At 65.4% G+C, this 25,338-nt stretch carries 25 protein-coding genes; 14 read left to right on the forward strand and 11 right to left on the reverse strand.

Features of this window, described 5'->3' with window-relative positions; all coding sequences use genetic code 11:
• Positions 1-279: 279 nt before the first annotated feature.
• From ileS to murJ, 3 genes are all read right to left on the reverse strand, one after another.
• Complete coding sequence (ileS, locus tag AC1POX_RS15830; protein WP_033479258.1) at positions 280-3,111, reverse strand: isoleucine--tRNA ligase; 2,832 nt, start codon at positions 3,109-3,111, stop codon at positions 280-282.
• Between the two features lie 6 nt (positions 3,112-3,117).
• Complete coding sequence (locus AC1POX_RS15835; RefSeq protein ID WP_372356372.1) at positions 3,118-4,170, reverse strand: bifunctional riboflavin kinase/FAD synthetase; 1,053 nt, start codon at positions 4,168-4,170, stop codon at positions 3,118-3,120.
• 186 nt (positions 4,171-4,356) lie between these two features.
• Positions 4,357-5,949 carry a murein biosynthesis integral membrane protein MurJ gene (gene murJ, locus AC1POX_RS15840; protein ID WP_031421598.1) on the reverse strand — a complete coding sequence of 531 codons (1,593 nt, stop codon included), beginning with the start codon at positions 5,947-5,949 and terminating at the stop codon, positions 4,357-4,359.
• 116 nt (positions 5,950-6,065) lie between these two features.
• Between murJ and rpsT the strand changes: the two genes are divergently transcribed.
• A complete protein-coding gene (gene rpsT / locus AC1POX_RS15845; protein ID WP_003484323.1) occupies positions 6,066-6,335 on the forward strand; it encodes a 30S ribosomal protein S20 in 270 nt (89 codons plus the stop codon).
• A 91-nt stretch (positions 6,336-6,426) separates the two neighbouring features.
• On the opposite strand, the gene obgE is transcribed toward rpsT, so the two are convergent.
• The 3 genes from obgE to rplU form a co-directional block, all read right to left on the reverse strand.
• A complete protein-coding gene (gene obgE, locus AC1POX_RS15850; RefSeq protein WP_011346750.1) occupies positions 6,427-7,494 on the reverse strand; it encodes a GTPase ObgE in 1,068 nt (355 codons plus the stop codon).
• 247 nt (positions 7,495-7,741) lie between these two features.
• Complete coding sequence (gene rpmA / locus AC1POX_RS15855; protein WP_003484326.1) at positions 7,742-8,002, reverse strand: 50S ribosomal protein L27; 261 nt, start codon at positions 8,000-8,002, stop codon at positions 7,742-7,744.
• Between the two features lie 12 nt (positions 8,003-8,014).
• Positions 8,015-8,335 (reverse strand): 50S ribosomal protein L21, encoded by a 321-nt coding sequence (rplU, locus tag AC1POX_RS15860; RefSeq protein ID WP_003484328.1) that lies wholly within the window; start codon positions 8,333-8,335, stop codon positions 8,015-8,017.
• A 292-nt stretch (positions 8,336-8,627) separates the two neighbouring features.
• On the opposite strand from rplU, the gene uvrA reads away from it, so the two are divergent.
• Both uvrA and AC1POX_RS15870 read left to right on the forward strand, forming a co-directional pair.
• Entirely contained in the window at positions 8,628-11,591 is a 2,964-nt protein-coding gene (gene uvrA / locus AC1POX_RS15865) for an excinuclease ABC subunit UvrA (RefSeq protein WP_011346749.1), read from the forward strand.
• Complete coding sequence (locus AC1POX_RS15870; protein WP_007967522.1) at positions 11,591-11,995, forward strand: acyl-CoA thioesterase; 405 nt, start codon at positions 11,591-11,593, stop codon at positions 11,993-11,995. The genes uvrA and AC1POX_RS15870 overlap by 1 nt, the downstream gene beginning before the upstream one ends.
• Positions 11,996-12,108: 113 nt before the next feature.
• Here AC1POX_RS15870 and AC1POX_RS15875 read toward each other — a convergent pair whose 3' ends face one another.
• Complete coding sequence (locus tag AC1POX_RS15875; RefSeq protein WP_014089634.1) at positions 12,109-12,537, reverse strand: copper chaperone PCu(A)C; 429 nt, start codon at positions 12,535-12,537, stop codon at positions 12,109-12,111.
• Positions 12,538-12,602: 65 nt separating this feature from the next.
• On the opposite strand from AC1POX_RS15875, the gene AC1POX_RS15880 reads away from it, so the two are divergent.
• The 5 genes from AC1POX_RS15880 to AC1POX_RS15900 all read left to right on the forward strand — a co-directional run bounded on the left by AC1POX_RS15880 (position 12,603) and on the right by AC1POX_RS15900 (position 17,142).
• A complete protein-coding gene (locus tag AC1POX_RS15880; protein WP_008574729.1) occupies positions 12,603-13,373 on the forward strand; it encodes an enoyl-CoA hydratase/isomerase family protein in 771 nt (256 codons plus the stop codon).
• 69 nt (positions 13,374-13,442) lie between these two features.
• Positions 13,443-14,348, forward strand: coding sequence for an acyl-CoA thioesterase II (tesB, locus tag AC1POX_RS15885; RefSeq protein ID WP_029818913.1), 906 nt, complete (start codon positions 13,443-13,445; stop codon positions 14,346-14,348).
• A gap of 233 nt (positions 14,349-14,581) precedes the next feature.
• Entirely contained in the window at positions 14,582-15,094 is a 513-nt protein-coding gene (locus AC1POX_RS15890) for a putative signal transducing protein (RefSeq protein ID WP_372356373.1), read from the forward strand.
• Between the two features lie 109 nt (positions 15,095-15,203).
• Positions 15,204-16,397 (forward strand): RNA polymerase sigma factor, encoded by a 1,194-nt coding sequence (locus AC1POX_RS15895; RefSeq protein ID WP_218488353.1) that lies wholly within the window; start codon positions 15,204-15,206, stop codon positions 16,395-16,397.
• 259 nt (positions 16,398-16,656) lie between these two features.
• Positions 16,657-17,142, forward strand: coding sequence for a hypothetical protein (locus AC1POX_RS15900; RefSeq protein ID WP_008574722.1), 486 nt, complete (start codon positions 16,657-16,659; stop codon positions 17,140-17,142).
• A gap of 167 nt (positions 17,143-17,309) precedes the next feature.
• Here the strand turns inward: AC1POX_RS15900 and AC1POX_RS15905 are convergent, their stop codons facing one another.
• Positions 17,310-17,900 carry an EF-hand domain-containing protein gene (locus tag AC1POX_RS15905; protein WP_011346743.1) on the reverse strand — a complete coding sequence of 197 codons (591 nt, stop codon included), beginning with the start codon at positions 17,898-17,900 and terminating at the stop codon, positions 17,310-17,312.
• Between the two features lie 40 nt (positions 17,901-17,940).
• On the opposite strand from AC1POX_RS15905, the gene AC1POX_RS15910 reads away from it, so the two are divergent.
• Complete coding sequence (locus AC1POX_RS15910; RefSeq protein ID WP_031421588.1) at positions 17,941-18,855, forward strand: arginyltransferase; 915 nt, start codon at positions 17,941-17,943, stop codon at positions 18,853-18,855.
• Entirely contained in the window at positions 18,809-20,137 is a 1,329-nt protein-coding gene (locus tag AC1POX_RS15915; RefSeq protein ID WP_372173386.1) for an endonuclease/exonuclease/phosphatase family protein, read from the forward strand. The genes AC1POX_RS15910 and AC1POX_RS15915 overlap by 47 nt, the downstream gene beginning before the upstream one ends.
• A gap of 254 nt (positions 20,138-20,391) precedes the next feature.
• Here the strand turns inward: AC1POX_RS15915 and purT are convergent, their stop codons facing one another.
• Positions 20,392-21,594, reverse strand: coding sequence for a formate-dependent phosphoribosylglycinamide formyltransferase (gene purT, locus AC1POX_RS15920; RefSeq protein WP_372356374.1), 1,203 nt, complete (start codon positions 21,592-21,594; stop codon positions 20,392-20,394).
• 220 nt (positions 21,595-21,814) lie between these two features.
• Here purT and AC1POX_RS15925 point away from each other — a divergent pair, with 220 nt between their 5' ends.
• The 4 genes from AC1POX_RS15925 to AC1POX_RS15940 all read left to right on the forward strand — a co-directional run bounded on the left by AC1POX_RS15925 (position 21,815) and on the right by AC1POX_RS15940 (position 24,130).
• Complete coding sequence (locus AC1POX_RS15925; RefSeq protein ID WP_372357184.1) at positions 21,815-22,588, forward strand: SPFH domain-containing protein; 774 nt, start codon at positions 21,815-21,817, stop codon at positions 22,586-22,588.
• A 154-nt stretch (positions 22,589-22,742) separates the two neighbouring features.
• Positions 22,743-23,027 (forward strand): hypothetical protein, encoded by a 285-nt coding sequence (locus tag AC1POX_RS15930; protein ID WP_008574709.1) that lies wholly within the window; start codon positions 22,743-22,745, stop codon positions 23,025-23,027.
• Entirely contained in the window at positions 23,024-23,206 is a 183-nt protein-coding gene (locus AC1POX_RS15935) for a type II toxin-antitoxin system antitoxin (protein ID WP_008574708.1), read from the forward strand. Before AC1POX_RS15930 ends, AC1POX_RS15935 begins: the two co-directional genes overlap by 4 nt.
• Positions 23,207-23,332: 126 nt before the next feature.
• Positions 23,333-24,130 carry a M15 family metallopeptidase gene (locus tag AC1POX_RS15940; protein ID WP_039418947.1) on the forward strand — a complete coding sequence of 266 codons (798 nt, stop codon included), beginning with the start codon at positions 23,333-23,335 and terminating at the stop codon, positions 24,128-24,130.
• Between the two features lie 75 nt (positions 24,131-24,205).
• Here the strand turns inward: AC1POX_RS15940 and AC1POX_RS15945 are convergent, their stop codons facing one another.
• Both AC1POX_RS15945 and AC1POX_RS15950 read right to left on the reverse strand, forming a co-directional pair.
• The gene (locus AC1POX_RS15945; RefSeq protein WP_031421578.1) at positions 24,206-24,880 is read right to left on the reverse strand and encodes a DNA-3-methyladenine glycosylase family protein; all 675 of its coding nucleotides are present in this window, start codon (positions 24,878-24,880) and stop codon (positions 24,206-24,208) included.
• Positions 24,881-24,882: 2 nt separating this feature from the next.
• On the reverse strand, positions 24,883-25,269 hold the full coding sequence (locus AC1POX_RS15950) for a DUF423 domain-containing protein (RefSeq protein ID WP_031421575.1): 387 nt from the start codon (positions 25,267-25,269) through the stop codon (positions 24,883-24,885).
• Positions 25,270-25,338: the final 69 nt, after the last annotated feature.

Raw genomic sequence — 25,338 nt, forward strand, 5'->3', positions numbered from 1 at the left:
CGGAGAAGACGCCTGGGTGGGAGACAGTGACGGCAGCGGCAGAAAACGACAGATGCACGATTGCAGGCGGACAAGCATGGCACGGGCAGCTCGACCAGCCGCGCCGCCCTGACCGCGTGCATGCCCCAAGCTTCAGCAAGCCAGGCGCACGGCGGAATGGCCGCCTCGCCGCAGGGCGACCAGGGCTACCCCGGCAGCTGACGCGAGCTGCGCCAGCGCCAGAGGCCGGCAGTGTGCGTGGCGAGATCCCCGCCACGCGCCGCCGCCGGCGAGGCCGCGTCAGAACCAGCGACGCTGCTCGCCCGGACCTTCGATATTGCTGACGCAACGGCTGCACAGTTCCGGGTGACGCGGGTCGCTGCCCACGCTGGCCTGGTGGTGCCAGCAGCGCACGCACTTGGCCTTGGTGGTGGGCTGCGCACTGACGAAGATGTCGTCGGTGCTGGCTGCGGTCACGGTGACATCGCCACTGATGAACAAAAAGCGCAGTTCCTCGGCCAGCGGCTGCCAGCGCGCAGCGGTCTGCGCATCGGCGGCCACGGTGATCTCCGCTTCCAGCGCCGCACCGATCGCGCCATTGGCACGCATCGGCTCCAGCACCTTGGCCACCTGCTCGCGCAGGACCAGCAACTTGTCGAAATCCGCACCGGTCAATGCAGCATCGGCCGGCAACGGCGCAAGGCCGTCGTACCAGGTGGCGAACAGCACGTTGTCGACATGCTGGCCCGGCAGGTAGCCCCACAGTTCCTCGGCGGTGAAGCTCAACACCGGCGCGATCCAGCGCACGAACGCCTCGGCCACGTGGTACATCGCGCTCTGCGCCGAACGGCGGCCGCGTGCGTCTTCGGCCATCGTGTACAGGCGGTCCTTGGTGACGTCCAGGTACAGCGAGCCCAGGTCCACGCTGCAGAAATTCAGCAGCGCCTGCACGATCTCGGCGAAGTCGTAGCGCGCGTAGGCGGCCACGATCTTTTCCTGCAGCTCGTGGGCACGATGCACGATCCAGCGGTCCAGCAGCACCATCTGGTCCAGCGCCACCAGGTGCTGCAGCGGATCGAAACCATGCAGGTTGCCGAGCAGGAAGCGCGCGGTGTTGCGCAGCCGGCGGTAGGCATCGGCGTTGCGCTTGAGGATCTCCTGCGACAGCGACATTTCGTTGCTGTAGTCGGCAGAAGCGATCCACAGGCGCAGGATGTCCGCGCCCAGCGTCTTCATGATGTCCTGCGGTTCGATGCCGTTGCCCAGCGATTTGGACATCTTGCGGCCGTGCTCGTCCACGGTGAAGCCGTGGGTGAGGCACTGTTTGTACGGCGCGGCCTTGTCCATCGCCACGCCGCTCAGCAGCGAGGACTGGAACCAACCGCGGTGCTGGTCGGAGCCCTCCAGATACAGGTCGGCCGGCTTGGGCAGGCCACGATCCGGAAGCACCGCTTCGTGCGTCACGCCGGAGTCGAACCACACATCCAGGATGTCGGTGATCTTCTCGTAGTCGGCCGCCTCGCTACCCAGCAGCTCGGACGCGTCCAGCGTGTACCAGACATCCACACCGCCCTGCTCCACGCGGTCGGCCACCTGGCGCAGCAACTCGGTGCTGCGCGGATGCGGTTCGCCGGTTTCGCGATGCACGAACAAGGCGATCGGCACGCCCCAGGTGCGCTGCCGCGAAATGGTCCAGTCCGGGCGCCCGTCGACCATGCCGGCGATGCGCGCCTGGCCCCAGGACGGATACCAATGCACGTTTTCGATGGCTTTCAGCGCATCGGCGCGCAGATTGGCCTGCTCCATCGAGATGAACCACTGCGGCGTGGCGCGAAACGCAATCGGCGTCTTGTGCCGCCAGCAATGCGGATAGCTGTGCTCCATCTTGCTGGCCGCCAGCAGCACACCGGTGCCGCGCAGCGCGTCGATAATGACGTCGTTGGCCTTCCAGATATGTAGGCCGGCCAGCGCGGTATCGCCCAGCGGCGGCGTCGACGGCAGATACACGCCGCGCCCGTCCACCGGATTGATCTGCGCGGCGCCATAGCGCTCCAGCAGACCGTAGTGCTTGGAGACCTGATAGTCCTCCTGGCCGTGACCCGGTGCGGTATGCACGGCGCCGGTACCGTCCTCGGCCGACACGTGATCGCCCAGCAGCAGCGGGATCTCGCGTTCGGCATAGAACGGGTGGTTCAGCAGCATCTGCTCCAGCGCGGCGCCCTTGGCATGGCCGTGCACCACGACAGCATCCACGCCGTAGCGCGCCAGCGCCTTGGCAGCCAACGCTTCGGCGATCACCAGCCAGCGCGGCTGGCCGCGATCGGCCGGGCCTTCCACCAGCACATAGTCCAGCTCCGCGCCCAGGCTCACCGCCAGCGACGCCGGTAGCGTCCACGGCGTGGTGGTCCAGATCGGCACCGCCACACCCACGCCACTCGGTAGCGTCGCGCCGAATGCGGCAGCCACTGCACCTGGATCGCGCGCCGGATAGGCGATATCCACCGTCGGCGACACCTTGTCGGCGTATTCGATCTCGGCCTCGGCCAGCGCCGAACCGCAATCGAAGCACCAGTGCACCGGCTTGACGCCGCGGGTGAGATGGCCGTTGTCGACCACCTTGGCCAGCGCGCGGATTTCGTTGGCTTCGAAGCGAAAATCCAGCGTCTTGTACGGGTTGTCCCAATCGCCGATCACGCCCAGGCGCTTGAAATCGCGCCGCTGCAGATCGATCTGCTCGGTGGCGTACTCGCGGCATTTCTGCCGGAATTGGGCCGCATCGAGCTTGACGCCGACCTTGCCGTATTTCTTTTCGATCGCGATCTCGATCGGCAGGCCGTGGCAATCCCAGCCCGGGATGTACGGCGCGTCGAAGCCGGCCAGATACTTCGACTTGACGATGATGTCCTTGAGGATCTTGTTGACCGCATGGCCCAGATGGATCTGGCCATTGGCATACGGCGGGCCGTCGTGCAGCACGAACAACGGGCGGCCGGCGGCATTGGCACGCAGCTGCGCGTAGAAGCCCTCGCGCTCCCAGCGCTCCAGCATCGCCGGCTCGCGCTTGGGCAGGTCGCCGCGCATCGGAAATTCCGTCGCAGGCAGATGAAGAGTGGCTTTGTAGTCTTGGGTCACAGGAATCTACCGTTGCGCTGGATTGCTTGAGAAGTCCGCACATGGATGTGCGGGCTCTTGCGAGGGACTCGCAGTATCTACAGGCTCTTGCGAGAGACTGGCCGTAGTCGAGGGTTGTTGCTCAGCACGCATCTGCGCCGCCAGCACCTCACGTGCCTGCTCGGCATCGCGGTGCATCTGCACGGTCAGCGCCTCCAGGCCATCGAATTTTTCTTCGTCGCGCAGCTTGGCGACGAATTCCACGGCAATGTGCCGACCATACAGATCGCATTGGAAATCGAACAAGTGCGCTTCCAGCAGCGGCTCCACGCCCGCTACCGTGGGGCGCGTGCCGAAGCTCGACACCGACGGCCACGGCCGTTCGGCCACGCCGTGCACCCAGGTCGCATAGATCCCCGACAACGCCGGCGTGCGCGGAAAGCGCAGGTTGGCGGTGGGATAGCCCAAGGTCCGGCCAAGCTGCTTGCCGCGCACGACCCGGCCACCGATGGCGTACGGGCGACCGAGCAAGTCGCCAGCGTGGGCAAATTCGCCGGCGCCGAGCAGTTCGCGAATCCGCGTCGCCGAAATCCGCTCCCCATGCAGATGCACCGGCGCAATCTCACCCGCCACAAACCCATGCTGCTCGCCAAGCGTACGCAACAGGCCGATGTCGCCGCTGCGTCGATGGCCGAAACGGAATTCCGGGCCAATCCAGACTTCGCGCGCGCGCAGCCGGCCAACCAGCGCCAGCCGCACAAAATCTTCCGCACGCATCTTGGACAGGCGACCGTCGAAACGGATCATGCCCACGCTGTCGGCGCCGAACCCGTACAAGCCTTCGATCTTGGCGCGCGCCAGGGTCAGACGCGGCGGCGGCGCGGCGGGTGCGAAGAATTCACGCGGTAGCGGCTCAAAGCTCACCGCCACTGCCGGCACACCGAGTGCGCGGGCACGCGCCACGGCGTGTTGCACCAGCGTCCGATGCCCCAGATGCAGGCCATCGAAGGCACCGATGCAGACCACGCTTCCGCGCGGGAACAGCGTCCCGCCTTCGACGTCTCTAAACAGCCTGCTCATTCCTCGATCCAAACAGATGCCGGCCCGCCGGCCGACCCTCGTTGATACATAACCTGCAAGTATAGCCGTGCCTGTCAAGCCGTATGGGCACCTTGGCGTGCCAGCGCTTCACCGCTTGCGGTGCGCGGGGATGCGCGATCTCTGGACAGTGCGGGCGGCCGGCAGCGCACGCGTTCGGCTGTCGCCTCAGCCTTCGCGCAGATGCCGCGGCCGCAGCCCCAGCGCCAGCTGCGCGACCAGATACGTCGCCCCGCCACTGCCCACCAGCACCGCCAGCCAGCCGATGCGGCTCCATTTGTCCATCTGCGTAAACGACGGCAGCCACCACAGCAGGCTCAACAGCACTGCCGCCATCGCCGCGCACGCCAACAGCAGACGCAGCGTATAGCCCCCCCAGCCCGGGCGGCGCTGGTACACGCCGGACTTGCCCAGCCAATACCACAGCAATCCCAGATTGAGATAACTCGACAATGCACTGGCGATACCCAACGCCAGATGCAGGCCCGGCTGCTTGCCCAGCGCCTGCATCACACCCTGGGCCTTGAGTTCGGGCGGCACCATGATCTGGTACACCACCGCCAGCAATGCGAAGTTGAACACCATGTTGGCGATCAGCGCCGCCACGCCCGCACGCACCGGGGTGCGGGTGTCCTGGCGCGCGTAGAAGGCCGGCAGCAGCACCTTCAGCATGGCGTAGGCCGGCAAACCGAAGCTCAGACCGTAGACCGACATCGCCGTCATGCGGGTGTCGAACGCGGTGAACTGGCGGTACTGGAACAACGTCGCCACCAACGGTTCGGCCAGCAGCAGCAGGCCGAGCATGGCCGGCATCGCGATCAGCAAGGTGGTGCGGAAGCCCCAGTCCAGCGCGCCGGAGAACGCGCTGCGATCGGTCTTGACGTGATGGCGCGCCAGCGCCGGCAGGATCACCGTGCCCAGCGCCACGCCGAACACACCCAGCGGCAGTTCCAGGAACCGGTCAGCCAGCGACAACCACGACTGCGACCCATCGGCCAGGCGCGCGGCGATCACCGTATCCAACATCAGGTTGATCTGCGCAATCGACGAGCCGAACAAGGTCGGGATCATCAAGGTCAGCACCTTGCGCACATCCGGGTGATTCCAGCCCCAGCGCGGCAGCGTCAGCAGGTCGATACCCTTCAGCGCCGGCAACTGGAACAGCAACTGCAACGCGCCTGCCACCAGGACCGCCCAGCCCAGCGCCAGGATCGGGACCTCCAACCGCGGCGCCAACCACAGCGCGCCGGCAATCATGCACAGATTGAGGATGACCGGCGTCAGCGCCGGAATGGCAAAGCGCTGGAAGCTGTTGAGCGCGCCGCCGGCCAGCGCCGTCAACGAGACGAACAGCAGGAACGGAAAGGTCAGGCGCAACAGATCGACCAACAAACCGTATTTTTCAGGATTGGTGGCCGCACCATCGGAAAACACCGCGGCCAGTTGCGGGGTGAAGATCAGCCCCAGCGCGGTGATCAGCAGCAACATCCCGCCCAAGGTGCCGGACACGCGCGCCATCAGCTCGCGCAGGTCGGCATGCGGGCGGGTCTCCTTGACCTCGGTGAACACCGGCACGAACGCAGTGGCGAACGAGCCTTCGGCGAACAGCCGGCGCAGGAAATTGGGAATGCGGAAGGCCACCCAGAACGCGTCGGTCACCGCATTGGCGCCGAAGGTGGTGGAAATCGCCTGGTCGCGGATCAGGCCCAGCACCCGCGAGATCATGGTCATACTGCTGAATGAGAGCAGGCCTCTCAACATGCCGGGCTTGCTCACTCTGCATCCCTCTTGACAACTGACTTGACGTACATATCCGGGTCCATCATACTTTCGCGCTTGCTTTTTCCACCATACCGATTTTTCAGGAACCCACCACCGTGGCCAATATCAAGTCCGCCAAGAAGCGCGCCAAGCAGACCATTGTGCGCAATGAGCGCAACACCGGTCAGCGCTCGATGCTGCGCACCGCCGTCAAGAAGGTGATCAAGGCCCTTGACGCCAACGATGCTGCAGGCGCCGAAGCTGCTTTCGCCGTTGCCCAGCCCATCCTCGACCGTTTCAGCGCCCGTGGCCTGATCCACAAGAACAAGGCTGCACGCCACAAGAGCCGCCTGACCGCGCGCATCAAGGCCATCAAGGCCGCGTAAGCGATCGGTTTGCGCATTGCCGGGAGCCTGGCTTCCGGCAATACAGAAAAACCCGGCCTTGGCCGGGTTTTTTGTGTGCCTGCGCCTGCACTCAGCCTGCATTGCGTGCATCGAGCTCGTCTTCGCGCTGGCGGTCGAAGAACGCCATCACGTCCTTCATGATCGGGAACGTGCCGTCACGCCCGAGAGCGGACACCAGGTACCACGGCGCCGTCCAGCCCAACTCGGCCACGATGCTCTCTGCGGCGGCACGCGCCTCGTCTTCGAACATCAGGTCGGCCTTGTTGAGCACCAGCCAGCGTGGCTTCTTGAGCAACTCGGGATCGTGCCGTTCCAGTTCGCGTTCGATGGTGCGCACCTGATCGGCCGGCGATACGCCGTCCACACCACCCTCGCCATACACGCCCAGCGCAGGCGAAATATCCACCAGATGCAGCAGCAGGCGGGTGCGCTGCAGATGGCGCAGGAACTGCGTGCCCAGACCGGCACCGTCGGCAGCACCTTCGATCAGGCCCGGAACGTCGGCAATGACGAAACTGCGGTACGCCTCGACACTGACCACGCCCAGATTCGGGTACAGGGTCGTGAACGGGTAGTCGGCCACCTTCGGTGTGGCCGAGGACACTGCGCGGATCAGGGTGCTCTTGCCGGCATTGGGGAAACCCAGCAGGCCAACGTCGGCCAGCAGCTTCAGTTCCAGCTTGAGCAAACGCTCCTCGCCCTCCTCACCGGTGGTGGCCTGGCGTGGCGCACGGTTGACCGAACTCTTGAAATGCATGTTGCCCAGGCCGCCCTTGCCGCCCTTGGCGACCAGCAAGCGGTCGCCGTGCCGGGTCAGGTCGCCGATCACTTCGTCGGTCTGCACATTGATCACCACGGTACCGACCGGCACCACGATGATGCGGTCTTCGCCGCCCTTGCCGTAGGCCTGACGGCCCATGCCGTTCTCGCCGCGCTGCGCCTTAAAGGTGCGCTCATGGCGGAAATCGACCAGCGTGTTGACGTTCTCGTCGGCCACGATCCAGACGCTACCGCCCGCACCGCCATCGCCGCCATCGGGCCCACCCAGCGGAATGAACTTCTCGCGGCGAAAGCCGACACAGCCGTTGCCGCCATTACCGGCGGTGACCAGGATTTCTGCTTCGTCGACTAACTTCATGGGATGACAACCGGGAATGGAGAATGGGGAATCGGGAATTGGCACAGCGAGTGGCCGCCTCCTGCCAGCAAGAATGCTTGCCAGCACAGCCGTGGAATCCGGTCGGGGGGGCAGAATCGCTTTTCCGATTTCCTACTCCCCATTCCCAATTCCCGGCCGTCAAACGAAAAACCCCGCAAAAGCGGGGCTTTCCGTCTTGCCCGTAAGGCATTACCGCCTCATGGACTGGCCTGCATGGAGCGGGCGATTACGCCTCGGCAACCACGCTGACGGTACGACGCTTCTTCGGACCTTTGGTGGAAAACTCCACCTTGCCGTCGACCAGCGCAAACAGCGTGTGGTCACGACCCAGGCCGACGCCGGCGCCCGGATGGAACTGGGTGCCGCGCTGACGCACGATGATGTTGCCGGCGTCGATGGCCTGGCCACCGAAGATCTTCACGCCGAGGTACTTCGGATTCGAATCGCGACCGTTGCGCGAGGAACCTACGCCCTTTTTATGTGCCATGACTGGTTCTCCTTACTTCTTGTCGCCACCGGCAATGCCGGTGATCTCGATTTCGGTGTAGTGCTGACGGTGTCCCTGACGCTTCATGTGGTGCTTGCGGCGGCGGAACTTGATGATGCGCACCTTATCGGCGCGGCCGTGGGCCACGACCTTGGCGGTGACCGAGGCGCCCTTCAGCGCATCGCCCAGCTTGATGCCATCGCTATCGCCCAGCATCAGGATGGTGTCGAACTTGATCTCGTTGCCAGCTTCGACTTCGAGCTTTTCCACGCGGAGCGTTTCGCCCTGCGCGACGCGGTATTGCTTACCGCCGGTTACCAGAACTGCGTACATGACCAGGTGTTCCTCTGTAGTTATTATGGTCGCCTGACTTACCCATGGGGCAGACAGGAGCGGAATTGTACTGGCCTAGCCGGTTTCGGGTCAAGTCGCAAGCGGCCTGGCCGCGACTGGCCCGCATTGGGCTGGTAGAACGCATCATCCGGCCGCCACAACGGCCCCGGCAGACTGGCATTTGGGGCAATTGCCCTCACCTAGGTCGGCGGGTAGGCTGATCGACTGCCACTCATTCCTGCTGAGCACGCTCGCACCACTGCCGGTTCGCCGGCCCGACATCGGATCCCCCATGGCGATGGATTTCATCCGCATCCGCGGCGCGCGGACGCACAACCTCAAGAACATCGACCTCGACCTGCCCCGCGACAAGTTGATCGTGATTACCGGCCTGTCCGGCTCGGGCAAGTCGTCGCTGGCGTTCGACACCATTTACGCAGAAGGCCAGCGCCGCTACGTCGAGTCGCTGTCGGCGTATGCGCGCCAGTTCCTCAGCGTGATGGAAAAGCCGGACCTGGACCACATCGAAGGCTTGTCGCCGGCGATTTCGATCGAACAGAAATCCACCTCGCACAACCCGCGCTCCACCGTCGGCACGATCACCGAGATCTACGACTACCTGCGCCTGCTGTACGCGCGCGTGGGCCAGCCGCGTTGCCCGGACCACGGCTTCCCGCTGGAAGCGCAGACCGTCAGCCAGATGGTCGACCACATGCTCACCCAGGATCAGGAGCAGCGCTACATGTTGCTGGCCCCGGTGATCCGCGACCGCAAGGGCGAGCATGCGCAGGTGTTCGAGCAACTGCGTGCGCAGGGCTTCGTGCGCGTGCGCGTGGACGGCGAGCTCTATGAAATCGATGCGGTGCCGCCGTTGGCGTTGCGCCAGAAGCACACCATCGAGGCAGTGATCGACCGCTTCCGTCCGCGCGAGGACATCAAGCAGCGTCTTGCGGAAAGTTTCGAGACCGCGCTCAAGCTCGGCGAAGGCATGGTGGCGGTGCAGTCGCTGGACGACCCGGCGGCCGCGCCGCACCTGTTCTCGTCCAAGTACAGCTGCCCGGTGTGCGACTACTCGCTGCCGGAGCTGGAACCGCGTCTGTTTTCGTTCAACGCACCGGTGGGCGCCTGCCCCAGCTGCGATGGCTTGGGCGTGGCCGAATTCTTCGACCCCGATCGTGTGGTGGTGCATCCGGAGCTGTCGCTGTCGGCCGGCGCGGTGCGCGGCTGGGACCGGCGCAATGCCTATTATTTCCAGCTGATTGCCTCGCTGGCCAAGCACTACAAGTTCGACGTGGATGCGGTGTGGAATACGCTGCCGGCCAAGGTGCGCCAGGCGGTGCTGTTCGGCAGCGGCGATGAGGTGATCAGCTTCACCTACTTCACCGATGCGGGCGGGCGCACCACGCGCAAGCACCGCTTCGAGGGCATCCTGCCGAACCTGGAGCGCCGTTACCGCGAAACCGAATCGCCAGCGGTGCGCGAAGAACTGACCAAGTACGTCAGCCAGCAGCCCTGCCCCGCCTGCAACGGCACGCGCTTGAATCGCGCTGCGCGCAACGTGTTCGTGGCCGATCGCCCGCTGCCCGAGCTGGTGGTGCTGCCGGTCAATGAGGCGTTGAATTTCTTCCGCGGCCTGTCGTTGCCGGGCTGGCGTGGCGAGATCGCGGCCAAGATCGTCAAGGAGATTGCCGAGCGGCTGGGCTTCCTGGTCGACGTGGGCCTGGATTACCTCACCCTGGAGCGCAAGGCCGACACCTTGTCCGGTGGCGAGGCGCAGCGCATCCGCCTGGCCAGCCAGATCGGTGCCGGCCTGGTCGGGGTGATGTACGTGCTGGACGAGCCCTCGATCGGCCTGCACCAGCGCGACAACGAGCGCCTGCTCGGCACGCTGACGCGGCTGCGCGACCTGGGTAACACGGTGATCGTGGTCGAGCATGACGAAGATGCGATCCGCCTGGCCGACCACGTGCTGGACATCGGCCCCGGCGCCGGCGTGCATGGCGGCGAGATCTGCGCGCAAGGCACGCTGGACGACATCCTGAAATCGCCACGCTCGTTGACCGGCCAATACCTGTCGGGCAAGCGCCGCATCGAGATTCCCAAGCAGCGCCACAAGCCCAACCCGAAGATGATGCTGCATCTGCGCGGGGCCACCGGGAACAACCTGAAGAATGTCGACCTGGACATTCCCGCCGGCCTGCTGACCTGCATCACCGGCGTGTCCGGCTCGGGCAAGTCGACGCTGATCAACGATACCTTGTTCACCCTGGCGGCCAACGAGATCAATGGCGCCTCGCACACCGTGGCGCCGCATCGCGAAGTCGAAAACCTGGACCTGTTCGACAAGGTGGTGGATATCGACCAGTCGCCGATCGGGCGCACGCCGCGTTCCAATCCGGCGACCTACACCGGCATGTTCACGCCGTTGCGCGAGCTGTTCGCGCAGGTACCGGAGGCGCGTGCACGCGGCTACTCGCCGGGGCGTTTCAGCTTCAACGTGCGTGGCGGCCGCTGCGAGGCCTGCCAGGGCGACGGCATGATCAAGGTGGAAATGCACTTCCTGCCCGATGTCTACGTGCCCTGCGATGTCTGCCACGGCAAGCGCTACAACCGCGAAACGCTGGAGATCCGCTACAAGGGTTTCAACATCAGCGACGTGTTGCAGATGACCGTGGAAGATGCGCTGCGCCTGTTCGAACCGGTGCCGTCGATCGCGCGCAAGCTGGAAACGCTGGTCGATGTGGGATTGAGCTACATCAAGCTGGGCCAGAGCGCGACCACGCTCTCCGGCGGTGAAGCGCAGCGCGTCAAGCTGTCCAAGGAACTGTCGCGTCGCGATACCGGGCGCACCTTGTACATCCTGGACGAGCCGACCACCGGCCTGCACTTCCACGATATCGAAGCGTTGCTCGGCGTGCTGCACAAGCTGCGCGACGAAGGCAACACGGTGGTGGTGATCGAACACAATCTGGACGTGATCAAGACCGCCGACTGGATCGTGGACCTGGGCCCGGAAGGCGGACATCGCGGCGGCACCATCCTGATTTCCGGTACGCCGGAAGACGTGGCCGCGCATAAGCCGTCCTATACCGGGCAGTTCCTGGCCAAGATGCTGCCATCGGTGAAGGCGCGCGAGACGCGTCCGGCGGCGATGGCCAACAAGCCCGATGCGCGCCCGCCGCGCAAGGTCAAACCGGAGAAGGTGGCCAAGGCCGCCAAATCCGCCACCAAGAAGACTGCGAAGAAGGCAAGCTGATGAGCGAACACAAGGTACTGGCACGCATTCCGATCAGCGTGCGCTGGCGCGACATGGACAGCATGGGCCATGTCAACAACGCCAAGTACATTTCCTATCTGGAAGAAGCGCGGGTGCGCTGGATGCTGGGCGTGCAAGGCGTGGCGATGACCGACCGCATCGCGCCGGTGGTGGCCGCCACCAATGTCAACTACAAGCAGCCGTTGATCTGGCCCAACGACATCACCGTCGAGTTGTTCGTCGAACGCCTGGGCACCAGCAGCGTGACCATCGGCCACCGCATCTTCGACCAGAAGGACGACAGCAAGCTGTACTCCGATGGCAACGTGGTGGTGGTGTGGATCGATACGCAGACCGGCAAGAGCGCCGCGCTGCCGGATGCGGTGCGCGCGGCCAGCAGCTGAATTCCTATCGGCCCATTCGCTGAGGTTGCAGCGCGAAAGATCGGCGGCGGCTCCGTATGGAGCCGCCGCTTTCATTTCAATGCTGGCGCAAGTGCGCAACAGCCATCAAACACTCAAGACCCGGGCGCGCGCTTGCGTGCTTCCAAGGTGGCCTTGATTTGGCGGCCGTCCTGCAGGGTGAAGCTCACCGGCACCTGCGCGCCTTCCTGCAGTGGCGCAGTGGCGTCCATCAACATCAGGTGCAGGCCGCCCGGCGCCAACGGCACCGATTTGCCGGCCGGCAATGCCAGTTCGGGCACCGCGCGCATGCGGCTGACGCCATTGACCTGGGTGGTTTCGTGCAAGGAGACATCGGCAAACACGCTGCTGTTGGCAGCGGTGATCTTCAGCGGCTGCGCACAGCCGTTATGAAATTGCCCGAACCCGGCCGCCATGCCCATGCCACCGGGCGGCGGGATGCGGATCCAGCCATTCTTGAATTCGGGCAGGCATTGCGCCGACACGCCCGCACTTGCCACCAGCGCCAACGCCGCGAGCACCACGCCGGCACACCTAACCCGCCTGCTTCGACTGCCGTCTATCATGACCTGACCTCCAGGAGCCCCGAATGAGCATCCAGATCTTAGACCATGGCCGTCTTCGCGAAATCCGTCTGGCGCGTCCGCCGGTCAATGCGCTGGACAGCGCGTTGTGCCAGGCGTTGAGCGTCGCGGTCCAGCAGGCGGGCGAGGAAGTCGATGGCATCGTGCTGTCGGGCAGCGAGCGGATTTTTTCCGGCGGCATGGATGTCCCCCATTTGCTGGCGCACGGTACCGACCGCGCCGCGCTACTGGCCAGTTGGACCGCGTTCTTCGATGCGGCGCAGGCGCTGGCCAACAGCCGCGTGCCGGTGGTGGCGGCCATCGGCGGGCATGCGCCGGCCGGCGGCTGCGTGCTAGCGCTGTGCTGCGACTACCGGGTGATGGCACGCAGTGCCGATACCGCAAGACCCTATACGATCGGCCTCAACGAGGTGCAGGTTGGCCTTGCTGCGCCAGAGGGGATTCAACGCCTGTTGCGCCGCGTGGTGGGCGCGCACCGCGCCGAACGCCTGCTGATCTCCGGGCAACTGCTGCCGGCCGAACAGGCGGTGGCGATCGGGCTGGTGGACGAACTGGTCGATGGCGAGCTGGTCACCGCGCGTGCGGTGGCGTGGCTCCAGGAGCTGCAGCAGCTCCCCCGCCAACCGATGTTGACCACGCGCGCGATTGCGCGTGCCGACCTGCGCGCGGCATTGGCGCCGGAGTTGATCCAGCTGGAGCGTTTCATCGATGGCTGGTACGCGCCGGATGCGCAGGCCGCGCTGCATGGCCTGGTGGCGCGCCTGCAAAAGGCCTGAGCCCTGCCTCGCGGCGCCCATTGGGCGGGCCGGTATACTCGCGTTCCGTCGCATGCCCAGGCCAACCCCTTGTCCGCCACCGCCGAACCCGTCGTCTCCGAACTGATCAGCCTGCTGTCGCTGGAGCGTCTGGAAGACAACCTGTTCCGTGGCCAGAGCCGCGACATCGGCACCAAATACGTGTTCGGCGGGCAGGTGCTGGGCCAGGCGTTATCGGCAGCGCAGGCCACGGTCGAAAACGGCCGCCAGGCGCATTCGCTGCATGCGTATTTCCTGCGTGCCGGCAATATCGACCACCCCATCGTCTACGACGTCGACCGCACCCGCGATGGCGGCAGTTTCTCGGTGCGCCGGGTTACCGCGATCCAGCATGGCAAGGTGATCTTTTTCTGCGCAGCTTCGTTTCAGGAGCGCGAAGATGGCGCCGAGCATCAGTCGGCGATGCCGGTGGTGCCGCCACCGGAAGACATCGAACCGGCCGCACCGCTGGCACCGGAAGTGTTGGCCAAGCTACCGGCCAAGGTGCAGCGTTGGCTGTCGCGCGGCGGCCCGTTCGAATTTCGCCATGTCTTTCCGCGCGACGAACTCAAGCCGCCCAAGCGTCCGCCGTTCCAGCAGATGTGGCTGCGCCTGAACGATCCCATCGGCGACGATGTGGGCCTGCATCAAGCGCTGCTTGCGTACGCGTCGGATTTTCAGTTGCTCGGTACCTCGACATTTCCGCACGGCATCAGCTATTACACGCCGAACGTGCAGATGGCCTCGCTCGATCATGCCCTGTGGTTCCATCGCCCATTCCGTACCGACGACTGGCTGCTGTACTCGCTCGACAGCCCCACCGCGCAAGGGTCACGCGGCCTGGCCCGCGGGCAGTTTTTCACCCGCGACGGCGTGCTGGTGGCAAGCACCACGCAGGAAGGCCTGATCCGGGTGGTGCCTGACGGCAGCGCGATTGCCGTGCCGGCCAAGGAGTAGACCTCACGCCGCGACGGTAAGGCACGCTGCTTGATGCCAGCACGCACCCTTGGCCGGGTCGAAGGCAGCCGAGCAACGCGCCCCGCGCACTGCAGACGCCGCAAGCTGGCATGCTTGCCTGCCATGGGCATGCGCATGCGATCACCTGACCACACCACCCGCACCTTGATGTTTCATCTTGAACTGGCGCCTCAACGGTGCCATCTGTTCCGGACCCAACGGCGTTTTCCACCATGCGCAAGATCTTCAGCAGTCAACGTATCGAAACCGCCGAAGGCGTGGCCAATCTGTTGCGCGATGCGGGAATCGAGATCCGCATCAGCAACGGTCGCTCTTATCAGAGCAAGCGCGGCGGCCAGTTCAGCTACCTGGAGCAGAGCAACGCCCAGGCGCAGCCCACCGTCTGGATCGTGCATGCCAACGACCAACCGCGCGCACGCGAGCTGATGCGCGACGCCCGCCTGCTGGACACCACCCGCCGCGACCTGCCGAATGTGGAATACACCTTCCGCGACGGCGAAAACGGCTCCAGCTCCAGTGCGCGCAGCTGGGCCTGGCGTATCCGCCTGGTGTTGCTGCTGGTGATCGGCGCCGTGGCGATGGTGGTGGTGATGCGCCATCGCAGCGCGCCGACGCAACTGGCACCAGCAGCCCAGCCGGCATCGCAACGGACGCCGACGCCAGATGGCGCACCACCGGCAGCAGAAGACGACCAAGTGCGCGTACGGATCCAGCCGACCCGCTGAACGCAGCTGGCCAGCGCGGCCATCCGCTGGTACGACAAGCATGCTCGTCGGCGCGGTCACATCCGTTGCCGGCCTGCGTCATGCTGGCACCAGGACATGGATTGCGCCGATGAACGCCGACACGCTGAATTTGATGTTGCAACGCGACCTGCCCAGCGCCGCGGCTGGCTGCCAGCAGGCTTACGGACGCATCGTGCTTGCCTGCCAGAACACGGTGACTGCGATCGCGCTGGCGATCACCCGCGACCTCGCGGCCAGCGAAGACATTGCCCAGGAGGCCTTCCTGCGTGCCTGGCAGCGGCTGGGGCAACTGCATCAGCCGGCCAGCTTCCTGCCCTGGCTTCGTCAGATCACCCGCAACCTGGCGCGCGACTGGCTGCGCGCCAACCGCCATCGTGCGCTCGGTGGTGGGGCGGCGGAGCTTGCCATCGCGATGGCAGCCGACCCGGCGCCCTCGCCCGCCGACCAGTTGCTGCAGGTGGAAGAAGAGATCGCGGCGCTCGACATCATTTCTGCACTGCCGGAAGAAAGTCGCGAAACGCTGCTGTTGTATTACCGCGAAGGCCAGCGCTCGCAACAGGTTGCCTCGCTGCTTGGACTCAGCGATGCAGCGGTGCGCAAGCGCCTGTCGCGTGCACGTGCCAGCGTACGCAGCGAGCTGCTGCGCCGGTTTGGCGAATTCGCGCGCGGCAGCGCCCCCGGCGTGGCGTTCGCCAGCGCAGTAAGCTCGGCCAGCCTGTTGGGCGCGCCGGGCAAGGCTAGCGCGGCCGTTGTGCTGACCGGCATCGGAGGCGCGGGAAAACTGGGCGCGAGCGGGTTGAGCGGCTCGGCGCTGGGTGGGGGCGGCGCCGCGGGCGCACTCAGCCTCTGGCTCGGCATGCCGGCCCTGTTCGCTGCGTGCGCAGTGCTGGTTGCCGGGATCGGCACCTACTGGTCGTACTGGTACCTGCTGCGCTTCGCACAGAGCGCCAGCGAGGCAGCGGCGATCCGTCGGTTCGTGCACGTCACCACGCTGACCTCGGTGCTGGCGTGCGGCAGCACGCTGGTGCTGAAACACCTGCAGGCGGGCGCATGGGCATCGGTTCTGGCGCTGTGCGCAGGCATGGCGGTGCTCAACTATCAATCCCTGCGCGTCCTGCCACGTGTCATGCGCCCCATGCTCAAGCGCGATGCGCGCAGACGCGGCGTCACCCGGGCACCGCTGTTATACCGCTGCATGTTCAGTCCAGGCGCGATGCTGGTGAGCACTGCGGCTGTCATTGTGCCCGTCGTGCGGCACTACATGCAGTTGGGAATGCTCTGAGCCGACCGGATATCACCGCAGGAGACGATGACACGCCGGTGCGGGCCAAGTGAGCGCAGACGGAGCAACCCTGCGTATGGCAGCCTGGTGGCATGGGCGATGAGAACCGGTTCAGTGCGATGCGCGTGCGGCGGTGAGCCCGTAGCAAGCAACGTCGCATGATCCGAAGTGATGGGTTCGTATCCGACTGTCGCCGTCATCGGGCAGCGCCCGCGCTGCTATAAGCAGGCAGGATTCAACAAGACTACGGAGTCATGAAGTGAAGGCAAGCCTGTTCACCAGTCTGCTGATGATGGTCAGCATGAGCGCGCATGCGGACGGACTCACCAAGTCCCCCGATGGCAAGACGCTATCGGTGAGTTTCGGAGCACCCACCTTCAAGCAGGTGCTTCACTACCGCAAGCTCTACGACAAGAAGCCCTTCCCCGATGCGGAAATCTATTATTTCAGCAACGGCATGTACAAGATCATTTCCCAGGGCGAAAACCATTACGGCGTTTATGTCCTGCAGGGAACGTTCGACGACCAGAGCTACACCATCCGGTTCATTTCCCTGCCCTCGGAAGACTGGGGCAACAAGACCGCGTTCCATCAGCTGACCTTCGTGCGCGGCGACAAGCAGAATGTCTTTATCCAGAACGCCATCGTCGACACCGGCGAAGCGATCGCGCAGCAGAACGGCACCTACACGCTGGAGAAGAACACCGTCTCCAATCCGGTTCCCACGTCCTGGAAGCACGACTGAGCGTTGTAGCCGCGCTCAGCGTCTGCCCCAAACGCAAGCGCCCTCCCGCCAGGCGGAAGGGCGCGGTCGATCGGCGCCTTGTTACGTACTGCAAATCGCGGGGTGAACTCACCGCTCACCCAAGCGGCACTCGCCGATACGCAGCGAGCGCCGCACTCGGCGATGCCTCAACGGTTGGCCGCAGGTGCGCTCGCCGGTGCCGGCTTGCCATCGTCGCCGTGCCTGCCCATCCCACCCGGTCCGTGCCCGCCACGCCACTTGGACGCGGCATCGAACTCGGCCTTGCTCAACTTGCCGTCCTTGTCGGTGTCGGCCTTGGCGAACCACGCATCGCGATGCTGCTGCATGCGCAACTCACGGTCGGCACGGTCGACGAAGCCGTCCTTGTTGAGATCCATCTGGTCGAAGCGCGCAGCGAACTTGGGGTCGGCCTTGGCTTCTTCGCGGCTGATACGGCCGTCCTTGTTGGTATCGAGCTTGGCCATCCATTCGCCACGTCCGCCGCGCCCCGGGCCACGATGGTGCGGGCGCTCGTCGCGCGACAGCTTGCCGTCCTTGTTGGTGTCCAACGTATCGAACTGCGCGGCCAGCGTCGGATCGGCAGCCGCTTCACTGCGGTCGATCACGCCATCGCCGTTCTTGTCGAGCTTGGCAGGCCGCGGCGCATCGCCGGGAGCCGGCACGGTGGCGGCGAATGCGGTGCCAGCGGACAGCGCGGCCAGCACGGCCAGGGCGAGAAAGGGTTTGCGTGACGTCATGAGACACTCCTGAAAGATAGGAACCACACGCGGCACCTGCATGGGCCGCATCGCGTGGGTGGTGCGTGCGGATCATCCGTGCGCTGCCACCAACACCCCCATCAACGAGCCATCGATGCGCGCGTTGACGCCCAGGCCGGACGTATTCATCCGGCGGACAGTCGCCGCTGATGCGACGCTCAGGCGCTATCCTTCGGCCATGGCCATCCATGCCGACACCCACGACGACCTGCGCCTGTTCCAGACCGGCGAGCATGCCTGTGGCTATTGGTCCGACCGGCAGGCGCGCGATCTGGTGCTGGATCCGCACGATCCGCGCCTGGGGGCGATCTATCCGCAAGCGCTGGCATGGGGCTTCCGTCGCTCCGGCGATCTGGTCTACCGGCCGCACTGCGAACGGTGCCGTGCCTGTGTGCCGGTACGCATCGCGGTGGATGCGTTCCACCCTGACCGCAGCCAACGCCGTTGCCTGGCGCGCAACCAGGATCTGATGGTCCGCGTGGTGGCCGCCGAGCGCACCGACGAACAACTGGCGCTCTATCGCCACTACCTCAAGCACCGGCATCCCGGCGGCGGCATGGACGAACATGGCGCCACCGAGTTCGACCAGTTCCTGATCGGCGGCTGGTCGCACGGGCGCTTTCTGGAGATCCGCGAACCGGCCATCGCCCACCTGCCCGGCCGGCTGCTGGCAGTTGCAGTGACCGATGTCACCGAGCATGCGTTGTCGGCGGTCTACACCTTCTACGCGCCGGAGGCGGCAGCACGCAGCCTGGGCACGTTCGCGATCCTGCAGCAGATCCAGTGGGCGCAACGCGAGCGACGCGCGCACCTGTATCTGGGGTACTGGATCGATGGCCACGCGAAGATGAACTACAAGCGCCGCTTCAGTGCACTGGAAGCCTACGATGGTCGCCACTGGCGCGGCTTGCCCGCTCACGCATCGGTCGACTGAACCGCCGGATTGCGACATCGGCGTGTCGCATCCCGCATGCGAGAATCTCGCAATGATCAAACCTTTCCTGCTGCTGACGCTGACCGCCTTGTGCGCGGCCTGCGCCCACCCCGCGCCCTCGCCCAAGATGCAGACCGACACCCTCGCCGCCCGGCCGGCCGCGGCACAGCTGCGCATCGCCACCTACAACACCTCGCTATATTCGGACGAGGCCGGCGGCCTGATTCGCGAGCTGCAGGGCGATAGCGCACATGCGCGCAAGATCGCTGCGGTCCTGCAGCGCGTGCGCCCGGATCTGGTGCTGCTCAACGAATTCGACTTCGACCCGGAACACCGCGCTGCCGATCTGTTCCAGCAACGCTACCTGCAGGTCGCCCAGCCGGGCGGCGGCGAGGCGTTGCGTTATCCTTACCGCTATCTGGCACCGGTCAACACCGGCGTGCCGAGCGGCCTGGATCTGGACAACAACGGCAGCACCGGCGGCGAAGGCCGCGCGCGTGGCAACGACGCGTGGGGCTACGGGCTGCATCCTGGCCAGTACGGCATGCTGGTGTTGTCGCGCTACCCGATCGATGCGCAGGCGGTGCGAAGCTTCCAGCTGCTGAAGTGGAGCGCGCTACCCGGCGCACTGCGGCCGATCGATCCGGCCAGCAAGACGTCGTACTACAGCGATGCCATCTGGGCACAGCTGCGGCTTTCGTCCAAATCGCATTGGGATGTGCCGGTGCGCACGCCGCTGGGCGTCGTGCATGCGCTGGTGTCGCACCCCACCCCGCCGGTGTTCGACGGTGCCGAGAAACGCAACGCCGCGCGCAACCACGACGAACTGCAGCTGTGGCGCGCGTATCTGGACAACGCACCCGAAAGCCAACGCTGGCTCTGCGACGACAAGGGGGGCTGCGGCGGTCTGGATAGCGATGCGCGCTTCGTCATCCTGGGCGATCTGAACAACGACCCGGTCGATGGTGCCGGCCGGCATACGGCGATCCGCGCCTTGATCGACCACCCGCGCGTCCTTCACTACCCCACCCCGCGCAGCGATGGCGGCCCGGAAAAAACCGCCGAATACGCCGCACTGGGCATCGCCCACAGCGGCGACCCGCACCAGGTCACCGGCGACTTCGGCCCGCAGGCCGGCACCATGCGCCTGGACTACGTGCTGCCGTCGCGCCAGTTCACCCTGATCGGCAGCGGCATTTTCTGGCCGGCCAGCAGCGCACCAGAAGCGGCGATTGCCGATGGCAGCGACCACCATGCGGTGTGGGTGGATGTGGCTAAGTAGCTGGGAATTGGGATTGGGGCTTCGGAACAGCAAGTCCTTGTCCGTGTGCAGTATCGGCACCTGGCTTGGAAAGATCCACGCATGAGCGGCTCGTCAGGCGCAGTGCTGCTTGCGGTGACCGATGACGTGGGCGTCACCAGGTATGGTCAGCACCTGACGTCGGGCAGCGTCGAGAGACATGTGCATAGACCCCGAGCGCCCTTGGCGCGTCGACGCAATGCAGCGGTGCGCTGCACTGCGTCTGACGTACGCGCTCAGGCCTGCAGCTGGATCGTCAACGCGGCAGCGGCGACGCGCGCCTTCTCACGCGCCGCATCGATGCTGTCCGCGCGCGCCAGGGTGACGCCGACGCGGCGATGGCCGTCCACCCGGGGTTTGCCGAACAGGCGTAGTGCGGTGTCCGGGTCGCGCAGCGCCTCGGCCACGTTGTCGAACACTGGCACGCCATTGCCGTGCGCCAGCAACGCGCACGATGCCGAGGGGCCGGCCTGACGGATCACGCCGCCGTCCTGCGCGCCCACCGGCAGGCCGAGAATGGCGCGGGCATGCAGCGCGAATTCGCTCAGGTCCTGCGAGACCAGCGTGACCAGACCGGTGTCGTGCGGGCGCGGCGAGACTTCGCTGAACCACACTTCGTCGCCCTTGACGAACAACTCCACGCCAAACAGGCCCCAGCCGCCGAGCTCGTCGGTGATGGCCTTGGCGATTTCCTGCGAGCGGCGCAACGCAGCGGCCGACATCGGTTGCGGCTGCCAGCTTTCGCGGTAGTCGCCGTCCTGCTGCCAGTGCCCGATGGGGGCGCAGTAAGAGGTGCCACCGGCATGCCGCACGGTAAGCAAGGTAATTTCGTAATCGAAATCGATGAAGCCTTCGACGATGCAGCGACCGGCACCGGCACGCCCACCGGTCTGCGCATACGCCCACGCCGCATCGATATCGGCCTCGCTACGCAGGGTGCTCTGGCCCTTGCCCGAGGACGACATCACCGGCTTGACCACGCATGGCACCCCCACCGCGGCGATTGCATCGCGATACTCCTCGAAGGTATCGACAAAGCGATACGGCGAGGTCGGCAGGCCCAGCGTTTCGGCTGCCAGGCGGCGGATGCCTTCGCGGTCCATGGTCAGGCGCGCGGCACGCGCCGTCGGGATGACCTTCTGGCCTTGCTCGCGTTCCAGCGCCACCAGGGTTTCGGTATGGATCGCTTCGATCTCCGGCACGATCAGATGCGGCTGCTCGCTGGCGATCAGCGCGCGCAATGCTGCGGGGTCGAGCATGTCCAGCACATGCGAGCGGTGCGCCACTTGCATCGCCGGTGCATTGGCATAGCGGTCGGCTGCGATCACTTCCACACCGAAACGCTGCAGCTCGATCGCCACTTCCTTGCCCAGTTCGCCCGAGCCCAGCAACAACACGCGGGTGGCGGAAGGCGATAACGGCGTGCCGAAAGTGGTCATGAGCGCGGTCCAGAACGAGAGGGGCCGCCATTCTAACGGTTGCCCACTGCCACGCCGACGAACGGCTGTTGTTTAACTGATATCACATTGATATCTTTTTACCATTCCACAAGGACTCGCGCTCATGAAAGAGAAGCCGATCGGTTCGTTACCCGGCATTCCCGTCGTTCTCGTCGCAGGCGCCGGCCTTGTCGGTACGTCTTGGTTTGTATTGACGAAGATGGCCAACAACAGCGTCACGCTGGGCGCGTTCGTCGCCGCGGTACTGGTCGCGGCGGCGTGCATTTTCATGCTGGCCGGGCTGTACACGCTGGAGCCCAACCAGGCCGCGGTACTGAGCCTGTTCGGCAAGTACGTCGGCACCGTCAAGGACGCCGGCCTGCGCTGGAATGTGCCGTTCTATGCCAAGCGCCGCGTCAGCCAGCGCGTACGCAATTTCGAAAGCGGGCGACTCAAGGTCAACGAGCTGGATGGCAGCCCGATCGAAATCGCTGCGGTGATCGTATGGCAGGTGCTCGATGCCTCCGAAGCGGTCTACAACGTCGACGACTACGAAAGCTTCGTGCATATCCAGTCCGAAGCGGCGCTGCGTGCGATGGCGACCAGCTATCCGTACGACCAGCACGAAGACGGCCAGATCTCGCTGCGCAGCCATCCGGCCGAAATCAGCGAGCAACTCAAGCGGCATCTGGACGAGCGCCTGACCCAGGCCGGCGTGGACGTGATCGAGGCGCGCATCAGCCACCTGGCCTACGCGCCGGAAATCGCCCAGGCCATGCTGCAGCGCCAGCAGGCCAATGCGGTGATTGCCGCACGCTCGCGCATCGTCGCCGGCGCAGTGGGGATGGTCGAAATGGCGCTGTCGGAGCTGCACAAGAATGGCGTGGTGCAGCTGGACGAAGAGCGCAAGGCGCATATGGTCAGCAACCTGCTTACCGTGTTGTGTTCCGATCGCGGGACCCAACCGGTGGTCAACGCCGGCTCGCTGTATTGAGGGCAGCCGATAAAACACCTGCGCTTACTGCCGCCGGGCGCAGCCACGGTTCGGCATCGGCATGCGCACTCGTACACTGCGCTTGTGGGCGCGCCCTCCACGCCACCTGGCGAGCGCTCGCTTCCGTTGCGTCAGCCACTCCGAGATCGATCTGATGAATATCATGGTGCCCCTGGTGGTTGCGCTTTCCGGCTTGCCCGCGCTTGCCATCGCCGCGTCCATCGGCGCCGACGATGACGACCGCGCACGCGGGCTGGGCCTGCGCTGGGCATTGATCAGCCTGGTGATCCTGGTCGGCGCCGCATGCCTGTACTGGGCCGGCGACAATCGCGCCGGCATCTATGCCGTGGTGATCGGCATGCTCATCGGCGTCAACGCGTTGATCGTGTCGATGGTGATGCACCTGCGCCGTCACGGCGGCCGCAGAGACGGCAAATGAGCGAAAAAAAAGCCTACCCGCTGCGTATCAACGCCGATGTGTTGGCCGCCGTGCAGCGCTGGGCCGACGACGAATTGCGCAGCCTCAATGCGCAGATCGAATACGTGCTGCGCGATGCGTTACGCAAGGCTGGCCGGCTACCGAAACCGCAGGGCGAAAAAGAACAATCCGAAAATTGATCACGCGCCTTTGATCATCCAGACGCGACTGCGCACCGGTGTAGCGGTTCGCCCATCTGGGTCGGTGCGGGTCACAGCGCCTGGCCGGACTGGCAGCGCTCACCTGGCAACCGCTAAGCTGCGTAGATGCATCATCTTCAACGTGTACTCCTCAATACCAGCGCGATCGAGCTGTGGCCGGCCGATCTGCTGCGCGCGCGCGGCAATGCGGATGCGCGTGTACTGGCACAGGCCGATTGGCTATTGCGGCGCAAACGCGATGGGCGCTATCTGGCTGCACATCTTCCGCAGGGTCTGATGCCGCTGATCCCGCGGCTGGCACGCGAGCATGGCCTGGACGAAGCATTGGACCGTCTGCAGACCGCAACCGGCCGCATCGGCCAGGTACGCGACGACACGCTGGCGATCGACGGATTGCAGCGCCGGCTGAGCCAGCTGGGGCTCGCCGCCGACGACTATGTGCAACGGACCGGCCTGCAGTTGATTGCCGAACCGGCCGCACTGCAGTTTGCCGGACGCGATCGCTTCGGCCGCCCGCTATGGCTCAGTGCCGGCGCTGCACGCGCATGGCGACAGATGCGTGCGGCTGCGCTGCGCGCAGACATCGTGATCGATGCGATTTCAGGCTATCGCAGCCACGACTACCAACTGGGCATCTTCGAGCGCAAGTTCGCGCGCGGACTCACCCTGGAACAGGTCCTGACGGTCAACGCAGCGCCGGGTTTCAGCGAACATCACAGCGGCGACGCACTGGATCTGGGCACACCGGGCGAGCCGCCGGCCGAAGAGTCCTTCGAAGCCACGCACGCATTCGCCTGGTTGTGCAGCAACGCACACGCATTCGGCTACCGCCTGAGTTATCCACGCGACAACCCGCATGGCATCGTCTACGAACCGTGGCATTGGCGTTGGTCGGCGGGATGAGCCGGTCGAACGTCATGCGCCACGCAGCGCGGCTGGACAGGACGGCCCGTCGCGTCTGCCCCGCGTGCGTTCGCCCTACTCCTGCGAACGCGGTGTCGGCACCTTGGTCGCCACACTGAAGTCGGCAATCTTCCACAGATAGAATGCGGCATAGGTGCGGTACGGGCCCCACCGTTCGCCGCGTGCGGCCAGTTCGCTAGGGGTGGGCATCTGCTCCTGCTTGTCCACGCGCTGCGCCCCTTTGCGCACGCCCAGGTCGTCGATGGGCAGCAGATCCGGGCGGCCCAAGCGGAACATCAGCATCATTTCCACCGTCCAGCGGCCGATGCCGCGCACCGGCACCAGCGCCTGCACGATGGCGTCCTCGTCCATGAAAGCGAGCCTGCGCAGCGAGGGAATCTCGCCTTCGCGTTCGCGCCGTGCCAGATCGCGCAACGCCAGCGCCTTGTTGCCGGAAACGCCGCAGGCACGCAGCGCTGCATCGTCGATACGATCGAGGGTGTCCGCATGCAGCCGCTGCGCACCGATCGCCACTTCCACCCGCGCCACGATGGTCGACGCCGCCTTGCCGCTGAGTTGCTGGAACAGGATGGCGCGTGCCAGCGCATCGACCGGGTCGAAGGGTTTGTGCCAGCCCGGTTGCGGGGCGATCGGGCCGATGCGCTTCATCCACGCACCCAGCGCGCGATCGCGCCGGGACACATGCGCGAACGCAGCCTCCACATCGAATCCGCGGGCATGGCGCGGCATGCTCAGCGCCTCAACGCACCAATGGCCAGCACCACCCAGCCCAGCATCAGGCCCACTCCGCCGACCGGCGCCAGGGTGGTCGGCCACTGCAGCAACGCGCCCCCGACCAGGCTGCCGGCAAACAGCAACGTGCCGAGCAACAGCAGGTGCAAGCCCACCCGGCCCAGCGCACGCGTTTCGGTGGCGCCCAGCACGGTGAGGACCGCGCCATGGCCGAATGCGTACAACGACGCCAGCTGCAGCCGCGACTGCACCACCGCATCGGCAACGCCGTGCGAGGCATAGGCCGATAGACCGACGGCAGTGGCCGCCAGCAGGCCGCCGCAGCAAGCCAGCAGCGAGGGGTGTTTCTTGCGACGATCAAGCAAAGACATGCAGGCAACTTCCATGGCAGCGCCGCAGCGCAAAAAAAAAACGCGCCGCAAGACTGCGGCGCGTTTTCGTCTGGATCAGCTCAT

This window comes from Xanthomonas sp. NCPPB 3442 (assembly GCF_056725145.1).